Origin of the sequence: Flavobacterium sp. 120, from assembly GCF_003633605.1 — a bacterium.
In the GTDB taxonomy this organism is placed as follows: domain Bacteria; phylum Bacteroidota; class Bacteroidia; order Flavobacteriales; family Flavobacteriaceae; genus Flavobacterium; species Flavobacterium algoritolerans.
The window spans coordinates 3,365,781-3,385,730 of record NZ_RBKZ01000001.1 but is presented as its reverse complement, the minus strand read 5'-3'; the positions used below and the strand labels follow the sequence as shown (position 1 = coordinate 3,385,730).

The 19,950-nt window shown below is 35.0% G+C and carries 18 protein-coding genes; 8 read left to right on the top strand and 10 right to left on the bottom strand.

Going from position 1 to position 19,950, the window contains the following annotated elements:
• Position 1: 1 nt before the first annotated feature.
• Positions 2–2,119, bottom strand: coding sequence for a glycoside hydrolase family 97 protein (locus tag C8C87_RS14540; protein WP_121343080.1), 2,118 nt, complete (start codon positions 2,117–2,119; stop codon positions 2–4).
• A 314-nt stretch (positions 2,120–2,433) separates the two neighbouring features.
• Positions 2,434–4,080: a DUF6377 domain-containing protein gene (locus C8C87_RS14535; protein ID WP_121343079.1), complete on the bottom strand. Its 1,647-nt coding sequence runs from the start codon at positions 4,078–4,080 to the stop codon at positions 2,434–2,436.
• A 314-nt stretch (positions 4,081–4,394) separates the two neighbouring features.
• Here C8C87_RS14535 and hflX point away from each other — a divergent pair, with 314 nt between their 5' ends.
• The 7 genes from hflX (at position 4,395) to C8C87_RS14500 (ending at position 11,818) form a co-directional block, all read left to right on the top strand.
• Positions 4,395–5,636, top strand: coding sequence for a GTPase HflX (gene hflX, locus C8C87_RS14530; RefSeq protein WP_121343078.1), 1,242 nt, complete (start codon positions 4,395–4,397; stop codon positions 5,634–5,636).
• Between the two features lie 364 nt (positions 5,637–6,000).
• Entirely contained in the window at positions 6,001–6,942 is a 942-nt protein-coding gene (locus tag C8C87_RS14525; RefSeq protein WP_121343077.1) for an NADP-dependent oxidoreductase, read from the top strand.
• Between the two features lie 256 nt (positions 6,943–7,198).
• Positions 7,199–7,612 (top strand): hypothetical protein, encoded by a 414-nt coding sequence (locus tag C8C87_RS14520; RefSeq protein ID WP_121343076.1) that lies wholly within the window; start codon positions 7,199–7,201, stop codon positions 7,610–7,612.
• A gap of 161 nt (positions 7,613–7,773) precedes the next feature.
• The gene (locus C8C87_RS14515; protein ID WP_121343075.1) at positions 7,774–8,286 is read left to right on the top strand and encodes a hypothetical protein; all 513 of its coding nucleotides are present in this window, start codon (positions 7,774–7,776) and stop codon (positions 8,284–8,286) included.
• A 234-nt stretch (positions 8,287–8,520) separates the two neighbouring features.
• Entirely contained in the window at positions 8,521–9,996 is a 1,476-nt protein-coding gene (locus C8C87_RS14510) for a serine hydrolase domain-containing protein (RefSeq protein WP_121343074.1), read from the top strand.
• Positions 9,997–10,184: 188 nt separating this feature from the next.
• Positions 10,185–10,706, top strand: coding sequence for a hypothetical protein (locus C8C87_RS14505; protein ID WP_121343073.1), 522 nt, complete (start codon positions 10,185–10,187; stop codon positions 10,704–10,706).
• Positions 10,707–10,918: 212 nt separating this feature from the next.
• Positions 10,919–11,818, top strand: a complete 900-nt coding sequence (locus C8C87_RS14500) for a S9 family peptidase (protein ID WP_121343392.1) — start codon at positions 10,919–10,921, stop codon at positions 11,816–11,818.
• Positions 11,819–12,078: 260 nt separating this feature from the next.
• Here the strand turns inward: C8C87_RS14500 and C8C87_RS14495 are convergent, their stop codons facing one another.
• The 7 genes from C8C87_RS14495 to C8C87_RS14465 form a co-directional block, all read right to left on the bottom strand.
• Entirely contained in the window at positions 12,079–12,624 is a 546-nt protein-coding gene (locus C8C87_RS14495; protein WP_121343072.1) for a nuclear transport factor 2 family protein, read from the bottom strand.
• 172 nt (positions 12,625–12,796) lie between these two features.
• On the bottom strand, positions 12,797–13,645 hold the full coding sequence (locus C8C87_RS14490; protein ID WP_099714047.1) for a DUF3078 domain-containing protein: 849 nt from the start codon (positions 13,643–13,645) through the stop codon (positions 12,797–12,799).
• Between the two features lie 50 nt (positions 13,646–13,695).
• Positions 13,696–14,208, bottom strand: a complete 513-nt coding sequence (locus C8C87_RS14485) for a DUF2480 family protein (protein WP_121343071.1) — start codon at positions 14,206–14,208, stop codon at positions 13,696–13,698.
• A 67-nt stretch (positions 14,209–14,275) separates the two neighbouring features.
• On the bottom strand, positions 14,276–14,602 hold the full coding sequence (locus C8C87_RS14480) for an SUF system Fe-S cluster assembly protein (RefSeq protein WP_121343070.1): 327 nt from the start codon (positions 14,600–14,602) through the stop codon (positions 14,276–14,278).
• Positions 14,603–14,721: 119 nt separating this feature from the next.
• Positions 14,722–15,141: a SufE family protein gene (locus C8C87_RS14475; RefSeq protein WP_121343069.1), complete on the bottom strand. Its 420-nt coding sequence runs from the start codon at positions 15,139–15,141 to the stop codon at positions 14,722–14,724.
• The gene (locus tag C8C87_RS14470; protein ID WP_121343068.1) at positions 15,142–15,576 is read right to left on the bottom strand and encodes a hypothetical protein; all 435 of its coding nucleotides are present in this window, start codon (positions 15,574–15,576) and stop codon (positions 15,142–15,144) included. It abuts the gene before it with no gap.
• Between the two features lie 96 nt (positions 15,577–15,672).
• The gene (locus C8C87_RS14465; protein ID WP_121343067.1) at positions 15,673–16,887 is read right to left on the bottom strand and encodes an aminotransferase class V-fold PLP-dependent enzyme; all 1,215 of its coding nucleotides are present in this window, start codon (positions 16,885–16,887) and stop codon (positions 15,673–15,675) included.
• 232 nt (positions 16,888–17,119) lie between these two features.
• On the opposite strand from C8C87_RS14465, the gene C8C87_RS14460 reads away from it, so the two are divergent.
• Entirely contained in the window at positions 17,120–18,466 is a 1,347-nt protein-coding gene (locus C8C87_RS14460; protein ID WP_121343066.1) for a serine hydrolase, read from the top strand.
• A 93-nt stretch (positions 18,467–18,559) separates the two neighbouring features.
• On the opposite strand, the gene sufD is transcribed toward C8C87_RS14460, so the two are convergent.
• Positions 18,560–19,876, bottom strand: coding sequence for a Fe-S cluster assembly protein SufD (gene sufD / locus C8C87_RS14455; RefSeq protein WP_121343065.1), 1,317 nt, complete (start codon positions 19,874–19,876; stop codon positions 18,560–18,562).
• Positions 19,877–19,950: the final 74 nt, after the last annotated feature.

Below are 19,950 nucleotides of genomic sequence, written 5' to 3'. Positions count from 1 at the left end.
TTTACTTTTTGATTTCAACTATGCTAATGGCATAACCTCCTCCCGAAACACTCAGCTGTGCCAGTTTGGATTTGTTAGTCACTGTCATTTTGCGAATCGTATAGGCTTGCGGATTGGTTTTATAATGTGCATCCTTGGCATCAGCATAAATCGTGGCTACATATTTTTTTCCTTTTTCCAAGAAATCAAATTTGATTGTTGAGGTACGAGAATTGTCTCCGTTTACATTACCGATAAACCAGTTATTCGTCACTTTTGCTTTACGCGCAACGGTAACATATTGACCAGGTTCTGCTTCAAGGTATTTGCTGTCCGACCAATCTACGGCTACATCTTTAATAAACTGAAAAGCATCCGGAAAGCGATCATAGTTTTCTGTTAAATCAGCTGCCATTTGTAACGGGCTGTACATCGTTACATACAATGCCAGTTGATTTGCAATTGTGCTGTTCACATGAGAATTATTATCACGATTCAATTTGCTTAAATCCATTTCAAAAATACCCGGCGTGTAATCCATCGGTCCACCTACTAAACGTGTAAAAGGCAATACCGTTACGTGATTTGGTTTAGAACCTCCAAAAGCTTGATATTCTGTTCCTCTTGCTGCTTCGTTACCAATTAAATTCGGATATGTTCTGGAAATTCCCGTTGGACGAACCGCCTCGTGCGCATTCAGCATAATTTTATAATCAGCTGCTTTTTCTAAAGCATATTGATAATGATTGACAATCCATTGGCTGTAGTGGTTTTCGCCTCTTGGCATAATATCTCCTACATAACCACTTTTCACGGCATCATAACCATTGTCTTTCATAAACTGATACGCTTTATCCATGTGACGTTCGTAGTTACGCACAGAACCCGAAGTCTCATGGTGCATAATCATTTTTACGCCTTTTGATTTAGCATATTCATGCAATCCTTTGACATCAAAATCCGGATAAGGAGTCAGAAAATCAAAAACATAATCTTTGGAGTGACCAAACCAGTCTTCCCAACCTTCATTCCAGCCTTCGACCAAAACGGCATCAAAACCGTGTTTAGCTGCAAAATCAATGTATTTTTTCACATTAGTGTTGTTTGCACCATGTTTTCCATTAGGCTTCGCTTTTGCAAAATCAGTAACGCCAAGTTGTACCGTTGGAAATTCATCCGTGTACGCCCATGAGCTTTTTCCAGTAATCATTTCCCACCAAACACCTACATATTTAACTGGTTTTATCCATGAAGTATCTTCAATTTTACACGGGTCATTCAAGTTTAAGGTCATTTTTGAAGCCAAAATTTCTCTTGCATCATCACTGACAATTATGGTACGCCAAGGCGAATGATTTGGAGCCTGCATATATCCTTTGTCGCCTTTGGCATCTGGTGTCAACCAAGATTCGAATACCATGGTTGCATCATCCAGATTCAAATGCATGCAAGAATAATTGATTAATGCCGCTTCATGCAAATTGATATACAATCCATCTGCTGTTTTTAGCATTAACGAAGTCTGAACTCCTGTTGTAGAAAACGACTTTTGAGAAACATTTGCAGTAGTTGCTTTTTCTGATAAACCTCTAATTTCAGACAACTTTGAGGTAGTATAATCGTATTCTTGGGTATCATAATCACCCGGAATCCAAAACGCTGTATGATCGCCAGTCATGGCAAACTGGGATCTTTCTTCTTTGATTACAAAATAAGTAAGGTTTTTTTGCGAAGGGAATTCATAGCGAAATCCTAAACCATCGTCAAATAAACGAAAGCGTATAAGAATTTTTCTATCAGTTTCTTTTTGATTTAAGGTTACTGCGAGTTCGTTATAATGATTGCGAATGGAGGCTACTTCTCCCCAAACGGGTTGCCAGTTTTCATCAAAAGTTGTCGCTTTCGAGTCAACAACCGTAAAGTCATTTAACAACGATTTTTTATCATTTTTTAACTCAAGACCCAATTTACTTGGTTTTACAACTGCTTTATTTTTGTAATTTAAACTGTAACTTGGAGTTCCATCATTTTGTAATGTAAACTCCATTACAAATTTTCCATTTGGTGATTTTAACTGCTGCGATTTTGCAGGGCTAAAAAACGCGAGCCACATTAGGGCTGTGAAAAGAAATTGCTTCATTTTTTAAATAGAATTTGATAAATTAATTTTTCAGGTTTGGTAATAGATTGTGATAAACATGATTTTCACGAAATCGATTTATTGAAAAAACCAAAGTTTTTCAGATTTCGAGGAAGTAAAAGTAAACGCTTTACACACTACATATTTTTATCATTCTAAAAAAGTAGATTGTGTTTCTCTTTTTTATATGCAAGATACTGAATAACTGTGTATTGTGTAAATTTATCGTTTAAAAAAAGTGGTGAATTTATAATAAAAAAGAGGTGTTCGAGATTGTTTTAATCCCGAACACCTCCTTTAAAAACAGAATTTTTCTATTTTAAATGGGTTCCAATCCGCATTACTTTAGCTTCAAAATCTTCTCGTGGACCTGCTGCTTTGTTTTTAAGTTGTGAGCGGTAATTGTAAATTGTAGATACCGAGTACCGAAGAAAAGTCGAAATTTTTGCGCTGTCCTTGATGCCCAAACGGATGAGTGCAAAGATTCTTAGTTCCGTATTCAGCAGTTCGCCTTCCTTCAATTGTGTTGCTTCGTCATCAAGCAACAAAGCCCTGAATTCCGGTATGAAGTTAGGAAAGAGTTGCAAGAATGTTTTGTCGAAATTAGTATAGAATTCCTTAAGCTCATTTTCGACAAATTGTTTCGATTTTACGGCACTGATGAGGTCGTTCATTTTTCCTGTCGTTGCCATGACATTCAGTTTTCGGCGGTATTCGTCTAACTTGCCTAAATAATCGGAACACTGATCCATGTAACGTCCAATGTATATTTCCTTTAGAAGATTGGCTTCGGTCAGCGTATAATTCGTCTCATTCAATTTTTCATTGAAAGTATTTAATTCGGTATTCAGTTCCGAAAGCTTGCCGTTAGCCAAACTTAAATCCTGCTTTGCTTTAGACAGTTTTTTCATTTGCTTAAAAAGTAAAAAAAGCACCGCCAACAAGAACACGGATAATATACTGGCACTTATCAAAAACAGAATCAACTGAAATCGATTGGTTTCATTTTGTTTTTGATACGCTTCGTTGATAATGGGCAGCATCTTCGATATTTCATAGGTTCGTAAGCGCGCATTACAAAAAAGGGCGTCTTCCAGCGAGCGTTTTATGTAGGTATAAGCGCGGTCAATAGCTCCGCTTTCGTACATTAGAAAAGCCAACGAACGCAACGAAATATATTCTTTTTTGGCCAATTGCAAATCGGAAATAGCAGAAATAGTCAGCCATTTTTTCTCCTGTTTAACGTCTTTTTTTTGGCGATATGCTTGCGAAATAATATAGGCAATCACCGCTCGATCATCACTGTTCTGAGCAATATTCGGAAAATAGTTCAGCAACAAAGCCAGTGTTTCATCGTGTTTTCCGGCATCAAGAAGTGTGCTGGACTTCGCCATAATATAAGCACTTGATTGCGGTTTGTAGCAATTTAAGGAGGAATCACGGTACTTTTTGGTCAGTACAATATACTTTTCTTTTTCCTGAAGCGAAGCCGCATAATCTGACATATACCCATAAACGACACTGTTTACCGTAAAATAATAACCTTTTAGTTCGGGCGAAGTAGTGATGTTGATTTGATTAAGAATATCGGTTGCTTCCTTGTACATCCCTAAGGTTCCCATGATGGAAGCTAGATTTAATCGGGCGTGATTTAGCTTTTGAATGTCATTTAGTTTTTCGGCGATTTGAAAACTTTTTCGGGCGTAAATCAATGCAGAATCCGACTGGTACGATTTATATTCCGCATACAATTTTCCATAGATGTCGTATTTTTGAATATCGGCAGAAGTGTAGGAAAGCAGTTCCTTGAGTTTGTTTATTTCGCCTTCTTTTTTATTGGAATAAACAGCATAATCAGCTACCGTTTGATCCAATTCCTCCAATAATTCCTCAGAATTATTTTGGGCAAAAAGAAAAACGGGAAGCAAGAATGCAATAAGGAATGTCAAAAAGCGATTCATTCAAATGGGATTATATTGGTGTAAAAATAATTAAAAATCCAGTGGAACTCCTAAAGTCGTTCGTGCAAAAGCAAGAGTTTTCAAAATAACCGCAAATTAGCTGATTTCTGTTGTATAAATTTTTTAGCCATGAATTACCTGAATTTTGACTAATTTTTTTTAAAAAGTAAAGATTAAACCGTGGCAAAAGTTTTTTTTGGTCTTATTTCCGTCTCGACCCAAAAACTATCATTATTCACGGCTTCTAATTTTTTATAAACCCATAACTAGATAAGTCCCTGACAAATCATTAAATTTGTAGCTTATTCAAAGACATGTTAGAAAAAGAAGTAATAAATTTCGAAAAAACGGCTATTGTTGGTATTGTAACTCAAAACCAAAGTGAAGAGAAACTTAACGAATATCTTGACGAATTGGAGTTTTTGACTTTTACCGCAGGTGGAGAAGTGGTGAAACGTTTTTCGCAAAAAATGGAACGTCCTAATCCCAAGACTTTTGTTGGAACTGGAAAAATTGAAGAGATTCATCTTTTTGTAAAAGAGAATGATATCTCAACTTTGGTATTTGATGATGAATTATCGCCTTCACAGCAAAAAAATATATCTAAAATCATTACGGAATGTAAAATCCTGGACAGAACGCACCTTATTCTGGATATTTTTGCGCAACGTGCCGAAACTTCGTATGCAAGAACGCAAGTAGAATTAGCGCAATGCCAATATTTATTACCAAGACTTTCCGGAATGTGGACACACTTGGAACGTCAAAAAGGGGGAATTGGAATGCGTGGACCTGGGGAAACGGAGATTGAAACTGATAGACGTATTGTTCGTGACCGAATTGCCTTATTGAAGGAAAAAATAAAAACCATCGACAAGCAAATGGGAGTGCAACGCGGTAATCGTGGCGCAATGGTTCGTGTGGCTTTGGTGGGATATACAAATGTGGGGAAATCAACTTTGATGAATGCTGTTGGGAAAAGTGATGTTTTTGTAGAGAACAAACTTTTTGCAACTTTGGATACGACCGTTCGAAAAGTAGTGATTAAAAACCTGCCTTTCTTGCTTTCGGATACCGTAGGATTTATCAGGAAATTGCCAACGCAACTGGTTGATTCTTTCAAAAGTACGCTGGATGAGGTTCGCGAAGCTGATTTGTTATTGCACGTAGTTGATATTTCGCATCCTGAATTTGAGGATCATATTGCATCCGTAAACCAAACGTTATTGGACATCAAGGCTAATGACAAACCCGTTATTATGGTTTTCAATAAAATTGATGCGTATAAGCATTTGACTATTGATGAAGATGATTTAATGACCGAAAAAACGCCAAGACATTACACGCTGGAAGAATGGAAATCGACTTGGATGAGTCGAGTAGGAGAGCAAAATGCCTTGTTTATTTCGGCAACCAACAAAGAAAATTTCGAGGAATTCAGAGAACGCGTTTACGAAGCCGTACGACACATTCACATCACCCGTTTTCCGTACAATAAGTTTTTATATCCGGATTATAAAGACGCGGTGGAGAAAGACGCCGAAGAAAACGAATAATTTCTCTAAAACATAAAGTACACAATCCCTTTTGACATTCTCAAGAGGGATTTTTTTTGGGCATGTCCCAGCTTCCTCTGCGTTACAGCTGCGTCAGGACCCCGAGGCTTCGGGACTACATAAAAGGATTTTCACTGCTATCCATCATGTGAGCTCTGGTGGTATTAATTCCTTTTCTGTTATTCATTATCGCTTTGTAAGAAAAATTAAATATATTTGAGAATAAATAAAGTATGCTTTTTGTCATACCTATCTACCTAAAATTGGGTGGCTTTGTATGATTATGTCATACATATATATAAGTTGTGCGTCATACTTACAATACCCCGTAAATAAAGTTCATTACCTAACTTAATAAATAAAAATGAAGGCAATTATAATAAATGAATTTGGAGATATAGACAAGCTATTAATGACGGAATTACCGTTACCAGAAGTTTTGGAAAATGAGGTATTAATTGAAGTTAAAGCAATCAGTATAAATCCGGTGGATGTAAGAACAAGAAGTGGTTCAGCCATGGCTGAGTACCTCAAAGACAATATGCCTTTAATATTAGGGTGGGATATTTCTGGAATAATTACGGATATAGGCACAAAAGTCACAAAATTTAAGAAGGGCGATGCTGTTTTTGGATTGATTAATTTTTTAGGACACGGGAAAGGATATGCAGAATATGTAGTAGCACCTGAAGATCAAATCGCCCATAAACCGATAAACATAAGCTACGAGGAAGCTGGTGGTGCAACACTATCTGCATTAACTGCCTGGCAATTGTTGGTTCATTATGCAAAAATAAAACGAGGAGATAGGGTTTTGATACAAGCTTCATCAGGAGGAGTTGGGCATTATGCAGTTCAAATAGCTAAATATTTTGGAGCTTATGTAATTGGTGTTTCCTCTGCAAAAAACAAAGATTTTGTATTGGAGTTAGGCGCTGATGAACATGTAGCGTATGACGAACAAAAATTTCAAGATGTTGTGAGCGAGGTAGATTATGTAATTGATGCGTTTGCAAAAGATAGTTTGTATCAATCGCTTAAAGTTGTTAAAAACGGTGGGACAATTTTGAGTCTTTTGCCAATGATTAGTGACGATTTATTGGAAAAAGCTAAGGAAAAAAATGTAACGGTATATTATTCTCTTGTGAAATCAGATGGTAAGGACATGAAAGCAATTGCAGAACTTTTAGAAAAAGGTATTATTAAATCTCATATCTCAAAATGCTTTTCACTTGATAAAATGGGTGATGCCCATATTGAAATGGAAACAGGCAAAACAGTTGGAAAAATTATAGTTAAACCATGAGGACTTTATGTATTGCGAAAAGAGAATTTACTAAATTATAAAATATGCCTAAAATAGTACGAACGCACAACAGCTACTACAACGGATTTGGGCAATTGGCTTAATGGAGAGCTGGTTTTGTATTTGAATGATTTGCTTCGCCTGTTCGCTATCGCTCGGGTGGCAAATCCGAAAATAAGGCTTAATTTAGTCCCAAACCCGCTGTAGTACCAGGACGTTAGTGGCTATTATATCGAAAATATGCTCAAAGAAAATCATGATTAAAATAGAATTTGAAAAACCGAATATAGAAACTTGCGACTGTTGCGGAAAGGAAACAACGAAACTGACAAGATTTGTTTATAAAGATGATGATGCTTTTGCAATTTATTACATAAAGTTCACCAAAGATCATGAAGAAAAAATTGCTACTGGAATAATCAGTATTGGAGATTGGGGAACTGATGAAGAAGCTAAAAATAGATTCTCATTTCCATTTAGAATTTGGACGAATAGTGACAATTTTCAAGTCGGACTAATCGATAAAGATGAGTCGCCATGGAAACAAAGTTTACTTGGAAAAATATTGGACAGAAAAGATGCGCTGAAACATCATTTGATAAGCGAAGTATTTCATATTACAGACCATATTGTTGTTGAAGATAAAGAAGTGGTTGAATATTTTGCGTGACAATAACAGCCACTAACAGCCGTTTGGCGAGATTGGGGTTTTAGGCTTAATCGGAAAATGGTTTTGTATTTGGGATAATTTGGCAAATCCGAAAATAGGGCTTAATTTAGTCCCAAACCCTCTGTAGTACCAGAACGTTGTGTGACATTTAACCAAACAATATGAAAACAAAAACATTTTGGACAATACTGATAAAGATTTTGGGAATATCAATATTATTTTCAAGTTTAACTGTTATTCCACAATTCTTCTCAACTCTTTACGCAACATTCGAGGATGGAAATAATAACCATCTAGAAATATCATTCTTTTTAATTTTTAGCTTGCTAATATATTTATTGATCCTACGATTATTTGTCTTTAAACCTGAATGGATAATTGAAAAACTGAAACTTGAAAAAAACATTGAGGAAAAGATTGATTTGAATATCAAAGCTTCAACAATTCTTAATATTTCAGTCGCCGTGATTGGAGGATTAATGTTGGCTGGCAGTATACCAATGCTATGTGAAACTCTTTTCGAATTTTTCAGACAAAAATCATTATTTATAGATTTCGAAAATTCAAAATGGATTGTTGCTTATTTTCTAAAATCATTAATTGGTTATTTACTTTTCACAAATAGTAAAGCAGTAACAAAATTTATTTTTAAACAAGCTGACGAAACACATTAAACATAAACGGCATACAACAGCTACTACAACGGATTTGGGCAATTGGCTTAATGGGAAGTTGGTTTTGTATTTGGGATGATTTGCTTCGCCTGTTCGCTATCTCTCGGGTGGCAAATCCGAAAAATAACGCTGATTTAATCACAAACTGCTTGTAGCGCGAGAACGTTGCCATTAGTTATAAGAAACATCGACACAATTAACGAAATTTATCGTCTTTAGAGAAAAATATATTAAATGAAACATCAATTTTACAGTTTATTAATTGTCTTATCAATTTTAACTTCCTGTTCTAGTATTTCAAAAACACAAACTGACAAAAAAAATATTCAGACCCAACTACTCGATTCATTGTTCAATTTCAGCCATTCAAATGGAATGTTTAATGGAGCTGTTTTGGTTGCAAAACACGACTCTGTTATTTACAAAAAATCTTTTGGATTCGCTAACGAAGAAACGAAAGAAAAAATTACTCCCGAATCAGTTTTTTATATCGCATCAGTTTCCAAACAATTTACAGCAATGGGAATTATGATATTACAAGAACAAGGCAAATTATCTTACGAAGATAAAATCAAAGATTTTTTCCCAAACTATCCAGAATATCTAAAAAATATAAGTGTAAGACAACTTTTAAACCATACTTCAGGACTTACGGACACGGAATATTATAAATTGACTGACCCAGGCAATAATGATGTACTTGAAACTCTTATGAAACAAAATTCTCTTGAACTGGAAAATGGAAAAATGTTTCGATACAGTAATTCGGGTTATGTATTGCTCGCTTTGATAATTGAAAAAATCTCGAAAAAACCAATCGACCAATTCTTTAATCAAGAAATTTTTGAACCTTTAAAAATGCAAAATACTACAGCGACTAAAACTGCGGTAGAAAAATTTTTCAAGAAGGTTAATGGCTACAATCTAATTGGTTCCAAGATAGAGTATAAATCTTCCGTAATTGGACCAGGTGGCATTTATTCCACATTAAACGATTTAGAAAAGTGGAACAAAGCATTGAATACAAATAAATTGATATCAGAGAAAACTCTTAACGAAGCATTTAAAAATGGAAAATTAAATGAAGGTTCTATAGCTATTAATATGAACGGTCAGGAATATGGTTATGGTTTTGGTTGGATGCCCTACCAAAAGAATGGAAAAACGTACGTTCAACACGATGGATATGTAGAAAGTTACAGATCTTTAATAAAGAAAAATATAACTGATGGTTACGATTATATATTCCTGACAAATCAGGGCGCTAAACTCGCAATGAATGAGTTGACTAATTCAATTGACGCCATACTAGAGCTATCCAAATATCAAAAACCAAAGATTCCTATTGCTAACAAAATACTAATGGAGTTAAAAATGAATGGCTCATTAAATTTGGTAAGTAACCTTAAGGATGTGATCGATAAAAATCCAAATGACTATAGTATTGATGAAAGTAGCATAAATGGACTTGCATACACATTCCTTCGAGACAATCAAACAAAAACAGCGATTGAAGTTTTCAAACTTAATACAGCATTAAATCCAAAATCAGCAAATGCTTTTGATAGTTTAGCAGAAGCATATTTTTCCAGTAAACAATTTAATTTATCAAAAGAAAATTATCAAAAATCATTAGAATTAAATCCCGAAAACAAGAATGCAAAGGTAATGATTGAACGTATAGGAAAAGAAACTGAAGAAAATAACTAATGGCAATAGCTACTACAACGGATTTGGGCAATTGGCTTAATGGAAAGTTGGTTTTGTATTTGGGATGATTTGCTTCGCCTGTTCGCTATCGCTTGGGTTATAAATCTGAAAATAAGACTTAATTTAGTACCAAAACTGCTGTATTACCAGAATGTTAGGTGTAATTTAACACAACCAAAACTATGTCAATGACACAAATAGCTTTCATAAGAAAAGCAGACTTACCAACAAACAAACAAATTCAAGAAGTTATTCAAAAGCTTGGCTATGACTTTAAAATATTTGATGACCTTGAAAAACAGATTGGCGAAGGTGGTCTTGAATGTAGCATAAATGGACATGAAACATATTTTGAGACTTACCTTGACGAAGCGAATAATGTAATATCAGAAACAGAAGCGGAATGGATTAAACCTGACTTAACAAATCAAGACACTGCTATTTCATTTGTTTGGGGTGCAGACTTTTCAGCAGGTGCTTGTATCGGACTTATTTCGATAGCATTGACCGACCTGAGTAATGCTTTGGTTTATTATATGGACGATCAAATGAAATACACAAGAGAAATGTTGATCGCAGACACACCACAATTTCTTGCAGAATTAAATAAACAAACAAATATAAAACATCAAGAAGTTGTTAAGCCTAATCAAACAAACAAGCAGACAGAAACGACATTTTGGAACAGATTAAAAAACATATTCAAATAAACTACGCTAACAGTTAATTCAACAGATTTGGGCAATTGGCTTAATGGAAAGATGGTTTTGTATTTGGGATAATTTGCTTCGCCTGTTCGCTATCGCTGGGGAGGCAAATCCGAAAATAAGGATTAATTTAACCACAAACCCGCTGTAGTACCAGGACGTTGTAGACAATGCTAACGATGACCATTCAAAACAATTTTTTATATTATACTAATATGAATATTAACTTTTTTTCTAATTCACTTCTTTGGTTATTATTAATAATTTTACCAGAAATAGTATTTTCTCAATCGACCGACTTTACCATTCAAGAGGTAAAGTTTGAAAGTCAGGGCATCACTCTTGCAGGCTCAATTTTAACACCTAAAAAAACATTGGCAGCAGTTGTAATTGTTCATGGGTCTGATCCTGTAAAAAGAGAAATGGATTTTGCTAAACGTCTTGCCAAAGAAGGGGTTGCTGTATTGACATATGATAAACGTGGAGTTGGAGAATCTGGTGGTGTATATGTAGGGCCATCTGTTGGCACGAATAATATTGACACTACGAATCTTAATTTATTATCTCATGATGCAAGTGCAGCAGTAAATACATTTCGAACCTATTTGAAAGATAAAAAAACACCTATAGGATTAGTTGGCTTCAGTCAAGCAGGATGGATAATCCCAATTGCTGCAAGCAAAAATCCACAAATTGAATTTATGGTTTTATTTAGTTGCCCTACAATTACAACCCTAGAACAACTTCGATTTCAGTTTTATACTAATGGGAACAATAGTTTTTGGGAAAACCATACAGAATCAGATGCTCGTGAACATATCAAAAATGATTCTGACAGGTATCAATTTACAGCTACTGACCCAAAAATTTCCTTGAATACACTTTCAATTCCAGGAATTTGGCTTTTTGGTGAGAAAGATATACAGATTCCAGTAAAGTTGTGTATGGAGCAATTAAATACATTGAAAGCTCAAGGCAAACCTTTCGAATATGCCTTGTTTTCAACATTAGGACACAATACTGTTTCTGACAATATTACAGCACCTGTTGACATTTCAATTCAATGGATAAAACAGAAAACTTTGAACATTAAGAAGTCTAAAGCATCAAAATAAAGCACTGCCTAGAACAGTTACTACAACGGATTTGTGCAATTGGCTTAATGGAAAGTAGGTTTGTATTTGGGATGATTTGCTTCGGAAGTCGCTTCGCTCGTGTGGCAAATCCGAAAATAGGGCTTAATTTAGTCTTAAATCTCTGGTGATCGTCTGCGACAAATATCTACTTAAATAAAAACATAAAAAAACGACACCCCTAAATGAGTACCGTTTTTTATGAGATACATTCTGAGTTCTGCAAACTGGGACTTAAAAATTTATTTCTTCGGTGGCATTGCTTCCATGATAGGCACTCGATCCAGATATTGGTTGACCATATCAATTTTATCCTCCGAATTAAAATGATACGTGGAATGAATCCATTGTGTCATGCTCTTGCCTCCTTTGTATTTTGCGGTGGTTTTGTACCAACTAAGAAGCCAGATGCCATCCATCGGAATATTGCCTTTCTCGTTTACTTTGACTGGCAACCAAATTTCTTTTTCAAAAGTGATGGTTTCAATAACGTTACCTCTTCGGTCTCTCCAGTATTTTTCTATGGCTGGTTTTCCTACCAGACTGTCTCCGCTATTCCAGTAATACTTGGCATCCTCGGCAAAGCTGTCTGTCCAGGAATCCATGTCGTTTTTCGATAAATCTGCTAACATTTTTTTTCCGATATCGGAATATTTGCTATCGGCAAATTCTGTTGGAGGTGTTGGTGTATCAGGTGTTTCAGAAGTTGATACTGCTTTTGGTGTAGCTTCTTTTTTGCATGCTACAAAAAGGGTCACACACAGGACGAATAAAAGTAATTTTTTCATAAGGTGAAGTTTTAAAACAATTAGTGTTAGTTTAAAATGCTTACCATTATGTCTTAGTAGGTTAAATAGGAGAATAAATGTACTAAAAAAGATAGTGCGTTTTCGATTTTTTTAGATAAATATTTTTTACAAGTATCTGATTGTCAATACAAAGTGATTAAAAATGTATTTTCTAGAAACCGTAAGTAACGCCTAAACCAAATACTTCTCTCACCTGAACGGCTTTTACGGAATTGTCATCATATATGGCTTGTACCGCTACATTTGCCGACAAGTATTTATTGATTTTCATGATGACATTCATTTGATAATCGACATCTATATTTTGCGGATTATCTAAATAATTAGAATATAAATTCAATCGGTTTTCTACAGATACATTTGTCATGATATTTAATTTGTAATATCCCTGAATACTGGCACCAAATTCAAATCTGGAAGTATCGCCTTGCAAGACTCCAAAAGAAGGGCCAAATTCAGTAAAATGATCGTCAACCAAAATTAATTTTGCTGTAGCCGGAGAAAAGTTAACACTTAGGTTGTTGCTTTTTTTCCATAACATTCCGGGTCCAAATTGAAAATAGGAAGGTGAAAAGAAATGAGAAATTCTGACTCCATTTTTGTCAAAACCAGAATCCATTTGTGTTTTTAAATTAAAAAAAACAGAATAGTACCAATCGCCTTTGGCTTTCTTACCCCAAAGGGAATTCAATTCTAAACGGTCATCCGTCTTTGCCGTTTTTTCGTCTCCTTTTATTTTGCTTAAACCGTAGCCTAGAATGAATTTGTTATCCCAGACCACATCTCCTTTTTTATAATTAAAATCATAATTAAGGCTAAAATTCCCGGCAACGTTTGAAGTCCCTCCGCCCAGCCATTGTTTATTGTAAGCAGATTGACTAAAAAGTAAGGAGATATTTCCTTTTTTTGTCCAAAGTTTTGTAGTGTCTTTTGAAGTTTCTTGCGCATGTATAGAGATTATCGCAAAAAGTAATACGATAGAAAAAGCTATTTTTTTCATGACTTTATATTTTAAATTCCACTATTAAAGTATAAAATAAATGCAATATATTACTCCTTTTTAGGCGCTTTGTACAATGGAACGGCAGAGCATGCTTCGCCATACATAATACTTCGTGCAAAAGGTTGCAAGTAATGCGCAGCTAATACATAGGCCCGCATCGGAACCGGTTTTCTGGAGCACCCTTTTATGATAATGGGCTTATTTTTATAAACGGAATAATCAATTTTAGGCAATAATTCTTCGTAAAGCGAAGCGTCTAAATCTTCTAATGTTCCATTGATGATTTTCTTTGCAAATGGCGCTAATTGAATCGCAACCAGAATAGAAGCCCAAGCCGGAACAATAGCTTCGGTACTGCAATGAATAGCAACATACTGATCTTGGTATTGTGACCAATCCTGATTTTTAAGCTCTTCTCTAAAGTCTTTTTCTTTCAATAAAAAACCTTCCAAAAGCCATTGCGAAATATCGATTTGCGTACGAATTCCTTTTGGATAATAATCTTCGAGATCGAAAACTTCCAAAACACTATTCGCAACTTTATTTATTATTTCTTCCATTTGAACAAGTTTAAAAGATTTAAAGTTTAAAGTTGCTCAACCTTAAACTTTAAACCTGAAACAAATTTTACAACATTCCCAATTCTAATTTTGCTTCCTCGCTCATTAAATCTTTGCTCCAAGGCGGATCAAAAGTAATTTCTACTTCAGCATCTTTTACATTAGTAATCGATTTTACTTTTTCTTCCACTTCTCTTGGCAGGCTTTCTGCAACGGGACAGTTTGGAGAAGTAAGTGTCATCAGGATTTTTACTTCATAATCGGTATTGACCATTACGTCATAAATCAATCCTAATTCGTAAATATCTACAGGAATCTCTGGATCGTAAATAGTCTTTAATATTTTTACGATTGATTCTCCTAATTCAGTGGTGTCTATAATTGTTTCTTCCATTATTTTTAGTTTAAAGTTTAAGGTTTAAAGTTGCAAAATGCACTTCAAAATGTTTTAATTAGTAAGAGCTCTTTGATTTTCTTAAATGCCTTATATGGTTAAAAAACTCGGTTTATAAATTAATTCTGTGCGTTGAACGCCAAAGCATACATTTTTATATTTTTTATCATCGATACTAATCCGTTGGCGCGCGTTGGTGATAAATGTTCTTTCAGACCAATTTTATCAATAAAATCCATATCGGCATCCAAAATATCTTTGGCACTTTGATTCGAAAAAGTACGAATTAATATCGCAATAATTCCTTTTGTCAAAATGGCATCACTATCGGCAGTGAAAACAATTGTATCGTCTTTTTTTTCTCCCTGCAACCACACTTTTGATTGGCAGCCTTTGATCAGATTGTTTTCTGTTTTGAATTCTTCTTTAATCATAGGAAGTTTTTTTCCTAATTCGATGATGTATTCATAACGTTCCATCCAGTCGTCAAACATAGAAAACTCATCAACAATTTCTTCTTGTATATCCTTAATTTTCATTTATTCTTTTTTAGCAAATGAATTTATTTTATTTACGAATTTCTTAATCTCTTTTGGTGGAAAACCATGATCAAAACTAGTCGTTTCATAGGTTTTGTCTTTGAAGGTGATTTTCAAATTGGCAATAGCCGCACCGTCATGAAAACGTTTTTCGGTAGGTGCTTTTAATTTGGACAAACTATCCAATTCCATCGTTTCAAAACAGTCTACGAGTTCTTTCCAGTCGGCATCCGATATTTTTGTTGGTGTCGGTTTGTCATTTCCATCTCTATCCTTAGAAATAGTAACCATCTGATTCTTCACCATTATTTTTTGATAAAAACCTCTGGTGTTGGCTTCATATTCAATTACAGCATTGCTGATTTCTTGCGCTTGAGCACTGTTACACCCTTTCCCAAGAAAAATGGTCAGAAACAATAAAGATAGTATTTTCATATGTAGATAATATTTGTTTTTTATAGGAACATGGTATCGCCATTCGATAATACCATTTACGATTTTGAATCATGGCGATGTCATAATTTTAAATTTTTACGACAACATGAGTTGCGCTTTTTTAATGGCTTCAACCATAACATCAATTTCTTCTTTGGTATTATAAAAAGCAAATGATGCTCGTATTGTTCCCGGAATACAAAAGAAAGTCATGATAGGCTGGGTACAATGGTGACCAGTTCTTACGGCTATTCCTAATTTGTCAATTATCGTACCAATATCGTACGGATGAATGCCTTCAATATTAAACGAAACTACAGAAGTTTTTTCCTTAGCTGTGCCAAAAATTTTCAAACCCTCAATTTCTAATAAACGTGAAGTTGCGTGCTCTAATAATTCTTTTTCCTGTTGTTGAATGTTTTCAAACCCAACTTCATTCATATAATCAACCGCAGTTCCCAGAACAATTCCTCCGGCAATATTTGGTGTTCCAGCTTCAAATTTATGAGGCAATTCAGCATAAGTAGTTTTCTCGAAAGTCACTTCCTTAATCATTTCGCCTCCACCTTGATACGGCGGTAATTTATTCAACCACGCTTCTTTTCCGTATAAAATTCCAGTTCCTGTAGGACCACACATTTTATGTCCTGAAAAAACATAAAAATCACAATCTAATTCCTGAACATCTGGTTTCAAATGCGGTACGGCTTGCGCTCCGTCAATCAAAATCGCCGCACCAACTTCATGCGCTTTGTCAATCATGTATTTAATTGGATTGACAGTCCCAAGAGCATTCGAAATATGATTTACGGTTACAATCTTCGTTTTATTCGAAAGCAATTTGTCATATTCTGACATGATCAATTCACCATCTTCATTCATAGGAATTACGCGCAAAGTCGCACCCGTTTTCTCGCATAACATTTGCCAAGGCACTATATTGCTGTGGTGTTCCAATGCCGAAACTAAAACTTCATCGCCTGGTTTCAAAATCGAAGCAAATCCATTGGCAACTAAATTAATTCCATGCGTTGTTCCCGAAGTAAAAAGTACTTCATGAGCAAATTTTGCATTGATGTGATTTTGAAGTTTACCGCGTGAAATTTCATACGCATCAGTTGCCAGTTGACTCAACGTGTGCACGCCACGATGAATATTAGCGTTGATTTCCTGATAATATTTTGAAATTGCATCAATCACAACTTGTGGTTTTTGCGAAGTAGCCCCGTTGTCGAAATAAACCAATGGTTTTCCGTTTACTTTCTGGGAAAGAATAGGGAAGTCGGCTCTAATTTTATTAATATCTAACATGTAATCTGCCTGTTTTTATTGTTTTTTTATTGGTTAGATAGAACGCCAATAAGTAACATTTTTTAGATAACCCAATTTGTTGTTTGGGCTTCATTATTTAGAATTTTTCTAAATACAAAAGTAATGAAATTGAAATTAATTTTCGGCAAACACTTGTTAATAATAATCAATGTGGTAACAGTTAAAAAAATGTATGCTTCTTTTTTATTAAATTGCTTCAAATTAATTCTCTATGAAAAAAGTTTTCAGATTATTTGGTTTCGTTTCTTTCATTGGTGTTTCTTATTTTGGCTTCACCACTTATCCAAAACTGGATTTAATTTCTGGCTTTTCAGCCAAAAGTATTGCTTCGGGACATTTTATTGATAATCGTTCGCAGGAAATGATTGAGAAAGGTGACAATGACATCGACATGATTGATTTGGCCAAAAACAAAATTGAAGACGCCGGAAAGTTTGCCGTTGCTTCAGTTTATGGTTTGAAGGAACGAAAAGCAATTTACCGCGAAGGTTTGGGCGCGACCTTAATCAACGATGATTTTGATGTGACAAAACCGTATTTGGTTCCAAAAAGAACAAAATTGAACAATGATTTGCCTTTTCCGTATGGAATTAATGAACCAAAAGACACGGTTTTTACAAATGTTGATTATACTAAATTGAATGCGGCTGTAGCCAATGCTTTTGATAAAAAAGGTATTATTGACAAAAGAACGCGCTCCCTTTTGGTAATTTATAAAGACAAAATCATTGCTGAAAAGTACGATACCGGTTTCGATAAAAATAGTAAATTATTAGGTTGGTCTATGACTAAAAGTATCACTAGCGCCATGTTTGGAATTTTGGAAAAACAAAGAAAATTTGATATTGATGATCCTGCTCCAGTTCCAGAATGGGCGAATGACAACCGAAAATTGATTACAACAAGCGATTTGCTGCACATGAATTCCGGTTTACAATGGGTAGAGGATTACGCGACTATTTCTGATGCGACCAAAATGCTTTTTCAGGCCGAAGATATGACCAGCGCGCAATTAGAAAAACCGGCGGAGCATAAACCGAATACGCGATGGAATTATTCATCTGGAACGACGAATTTACTTTCCGGAATTTTGCGGAAGCAGTTCAAAACGCATCAGGAATATTTAGATTTTTGGTATTCAGCTTTGATTGATAAAATAGGAATGAACTCGATGGTAATCGAAACGGATATGGCGGGAAATTATGTAGGTTCATCGTACGGTTGGGCTACAACACGTGATTGGTCAAAATTTGGGTTATTGTATTTGCACAAAGGCAATTGGAACGGAGAACAAATTTTTAACGAAAGCTGGGCGAAATACACTGCAGCCCCCACGAATACTTCCAATGGAAGATATGGCGGACACTTTTGGCTCAATGCTGGCGGACATTTCCCGGATGTCCCAAGAGATATGTATTACTGCAGCGGTTTTCAAGGACAAATGGTGGCGATTATTCCGTCTCTTGATTTAGTTATTGTAAGAATGGGCTTGAAAGAAGAATCTAATTTTGATTTTAACGGAATGTTGAGAGGGATAATATCATCAATAAAAAAATAAATTTAAGCTCAAATAAAAAAACAAAAGGCACAAAGTTTAGTAAAAACCTTGCGCCCTTTGTGCGTAAATCTTTGCGAACCTTGTGTCTAAAAACTACAAATCAAATCCCAATTTCACACCTAATTTTGTGGCGATGATTGTGGTAATTCGTTTTTTAAGTTCCGGTATTTTGATGTTTTCTATAACGGCATTCGAGAATGCATACATCAATAATGCTTTGGCTTCTTTTTTAGGGATTCCGCGTTGTTGCATGTAGAACATTGCGGTTTCATCTAATTGTCCAACAGTACAACCGTGAGAACATTTTACGTCATCAGCAAAAATCTCTAATTGCGGTTTTGCGTTTATTGTCGCTTTGTCGCTCAATAAAATATTATTGCTTTTTTGGAACGCATTTGTTTTTTGAGCATCTTTTTCCACATACACTTTTCCGTTGAAAACTCCTGTAGAACGATCAGCATAGATTCCTTTATAATCTTGGAAACTTTCGCAATTTGGAGCTGAATGCTTCACTAAAGTATAATGATCTACGTGTTGCTTTTCGCCAATAATTGTGATTCCGTTTAAGGTGCTTGTCAATCGTTCGCCAAAGTGATAAAAATTCAAGTTGTTTCTCGTTAAGTTTCCTCCAAAAGAGAAGGTATGAACCGAAACGTGACTTTCTTTTTGCTGGGAAACATAAGTGTTATCAATTAAGTTCGCTTCAAGCGTATCGTTTTGAATTTTGTAATAATCAACAATCGCGCGTTTTTGAGCAAAAATCTCGGTAACAGAATTCGTTAAAACCGGGTTTTCGTTTAAACTTTGATGACGCTCAATAATTTGAACATGTGAATTTTCACCCACAATCACTAAGTTTCTTGGTTGAACCAAAAGTGCCGCTTCATTTCCTGTTGAGAAATACATAATCTCAATTGGTTTATCCGCTACTTTACTTTTCGGAATGTTTATATACGCTCCTTCAATAGCAAACGCCGTATTCAATGAAGTCAAACTTTCTTCCTTATTGGCAATTTGGTTAAAATAAGTATCAATAACCATTTTGTATTTTGGTTTGGTCAATGCCGAAGACATCAAACAAACATCAATTCCTTCGTGTGTTGTTGACGACAAATGCGAACTGAAAACACCATCAATAAACACTACTTTATAGGTGTCTATTTCGTGTAAAAAGTATTTTTTTACGTGGTTGAATTCAACTGCATTTTCTTGTTTTGGAAAAACGGTAAAGTCATTTTTTAAGATGGCATTTAGCGAAGTGTATTTCCAAGCTTCGTCTTTTTTGGTTGGGAAACCTTTATCTTCAAAGTTTTTTATGGCGGCAGTTCTCACGTCATGAAGTTCAGAGTGAACATCTACACGCTCTTCGAAAGCCATAAAAGACGATAGTAATTTTTCTTTCAATTCCATTTTTTGATTGTTTAAAGTTTAAGGTTTAAATGTTTAAAGTTATCTCGAGGCAACTTTAAACTTTAAACTTCAAA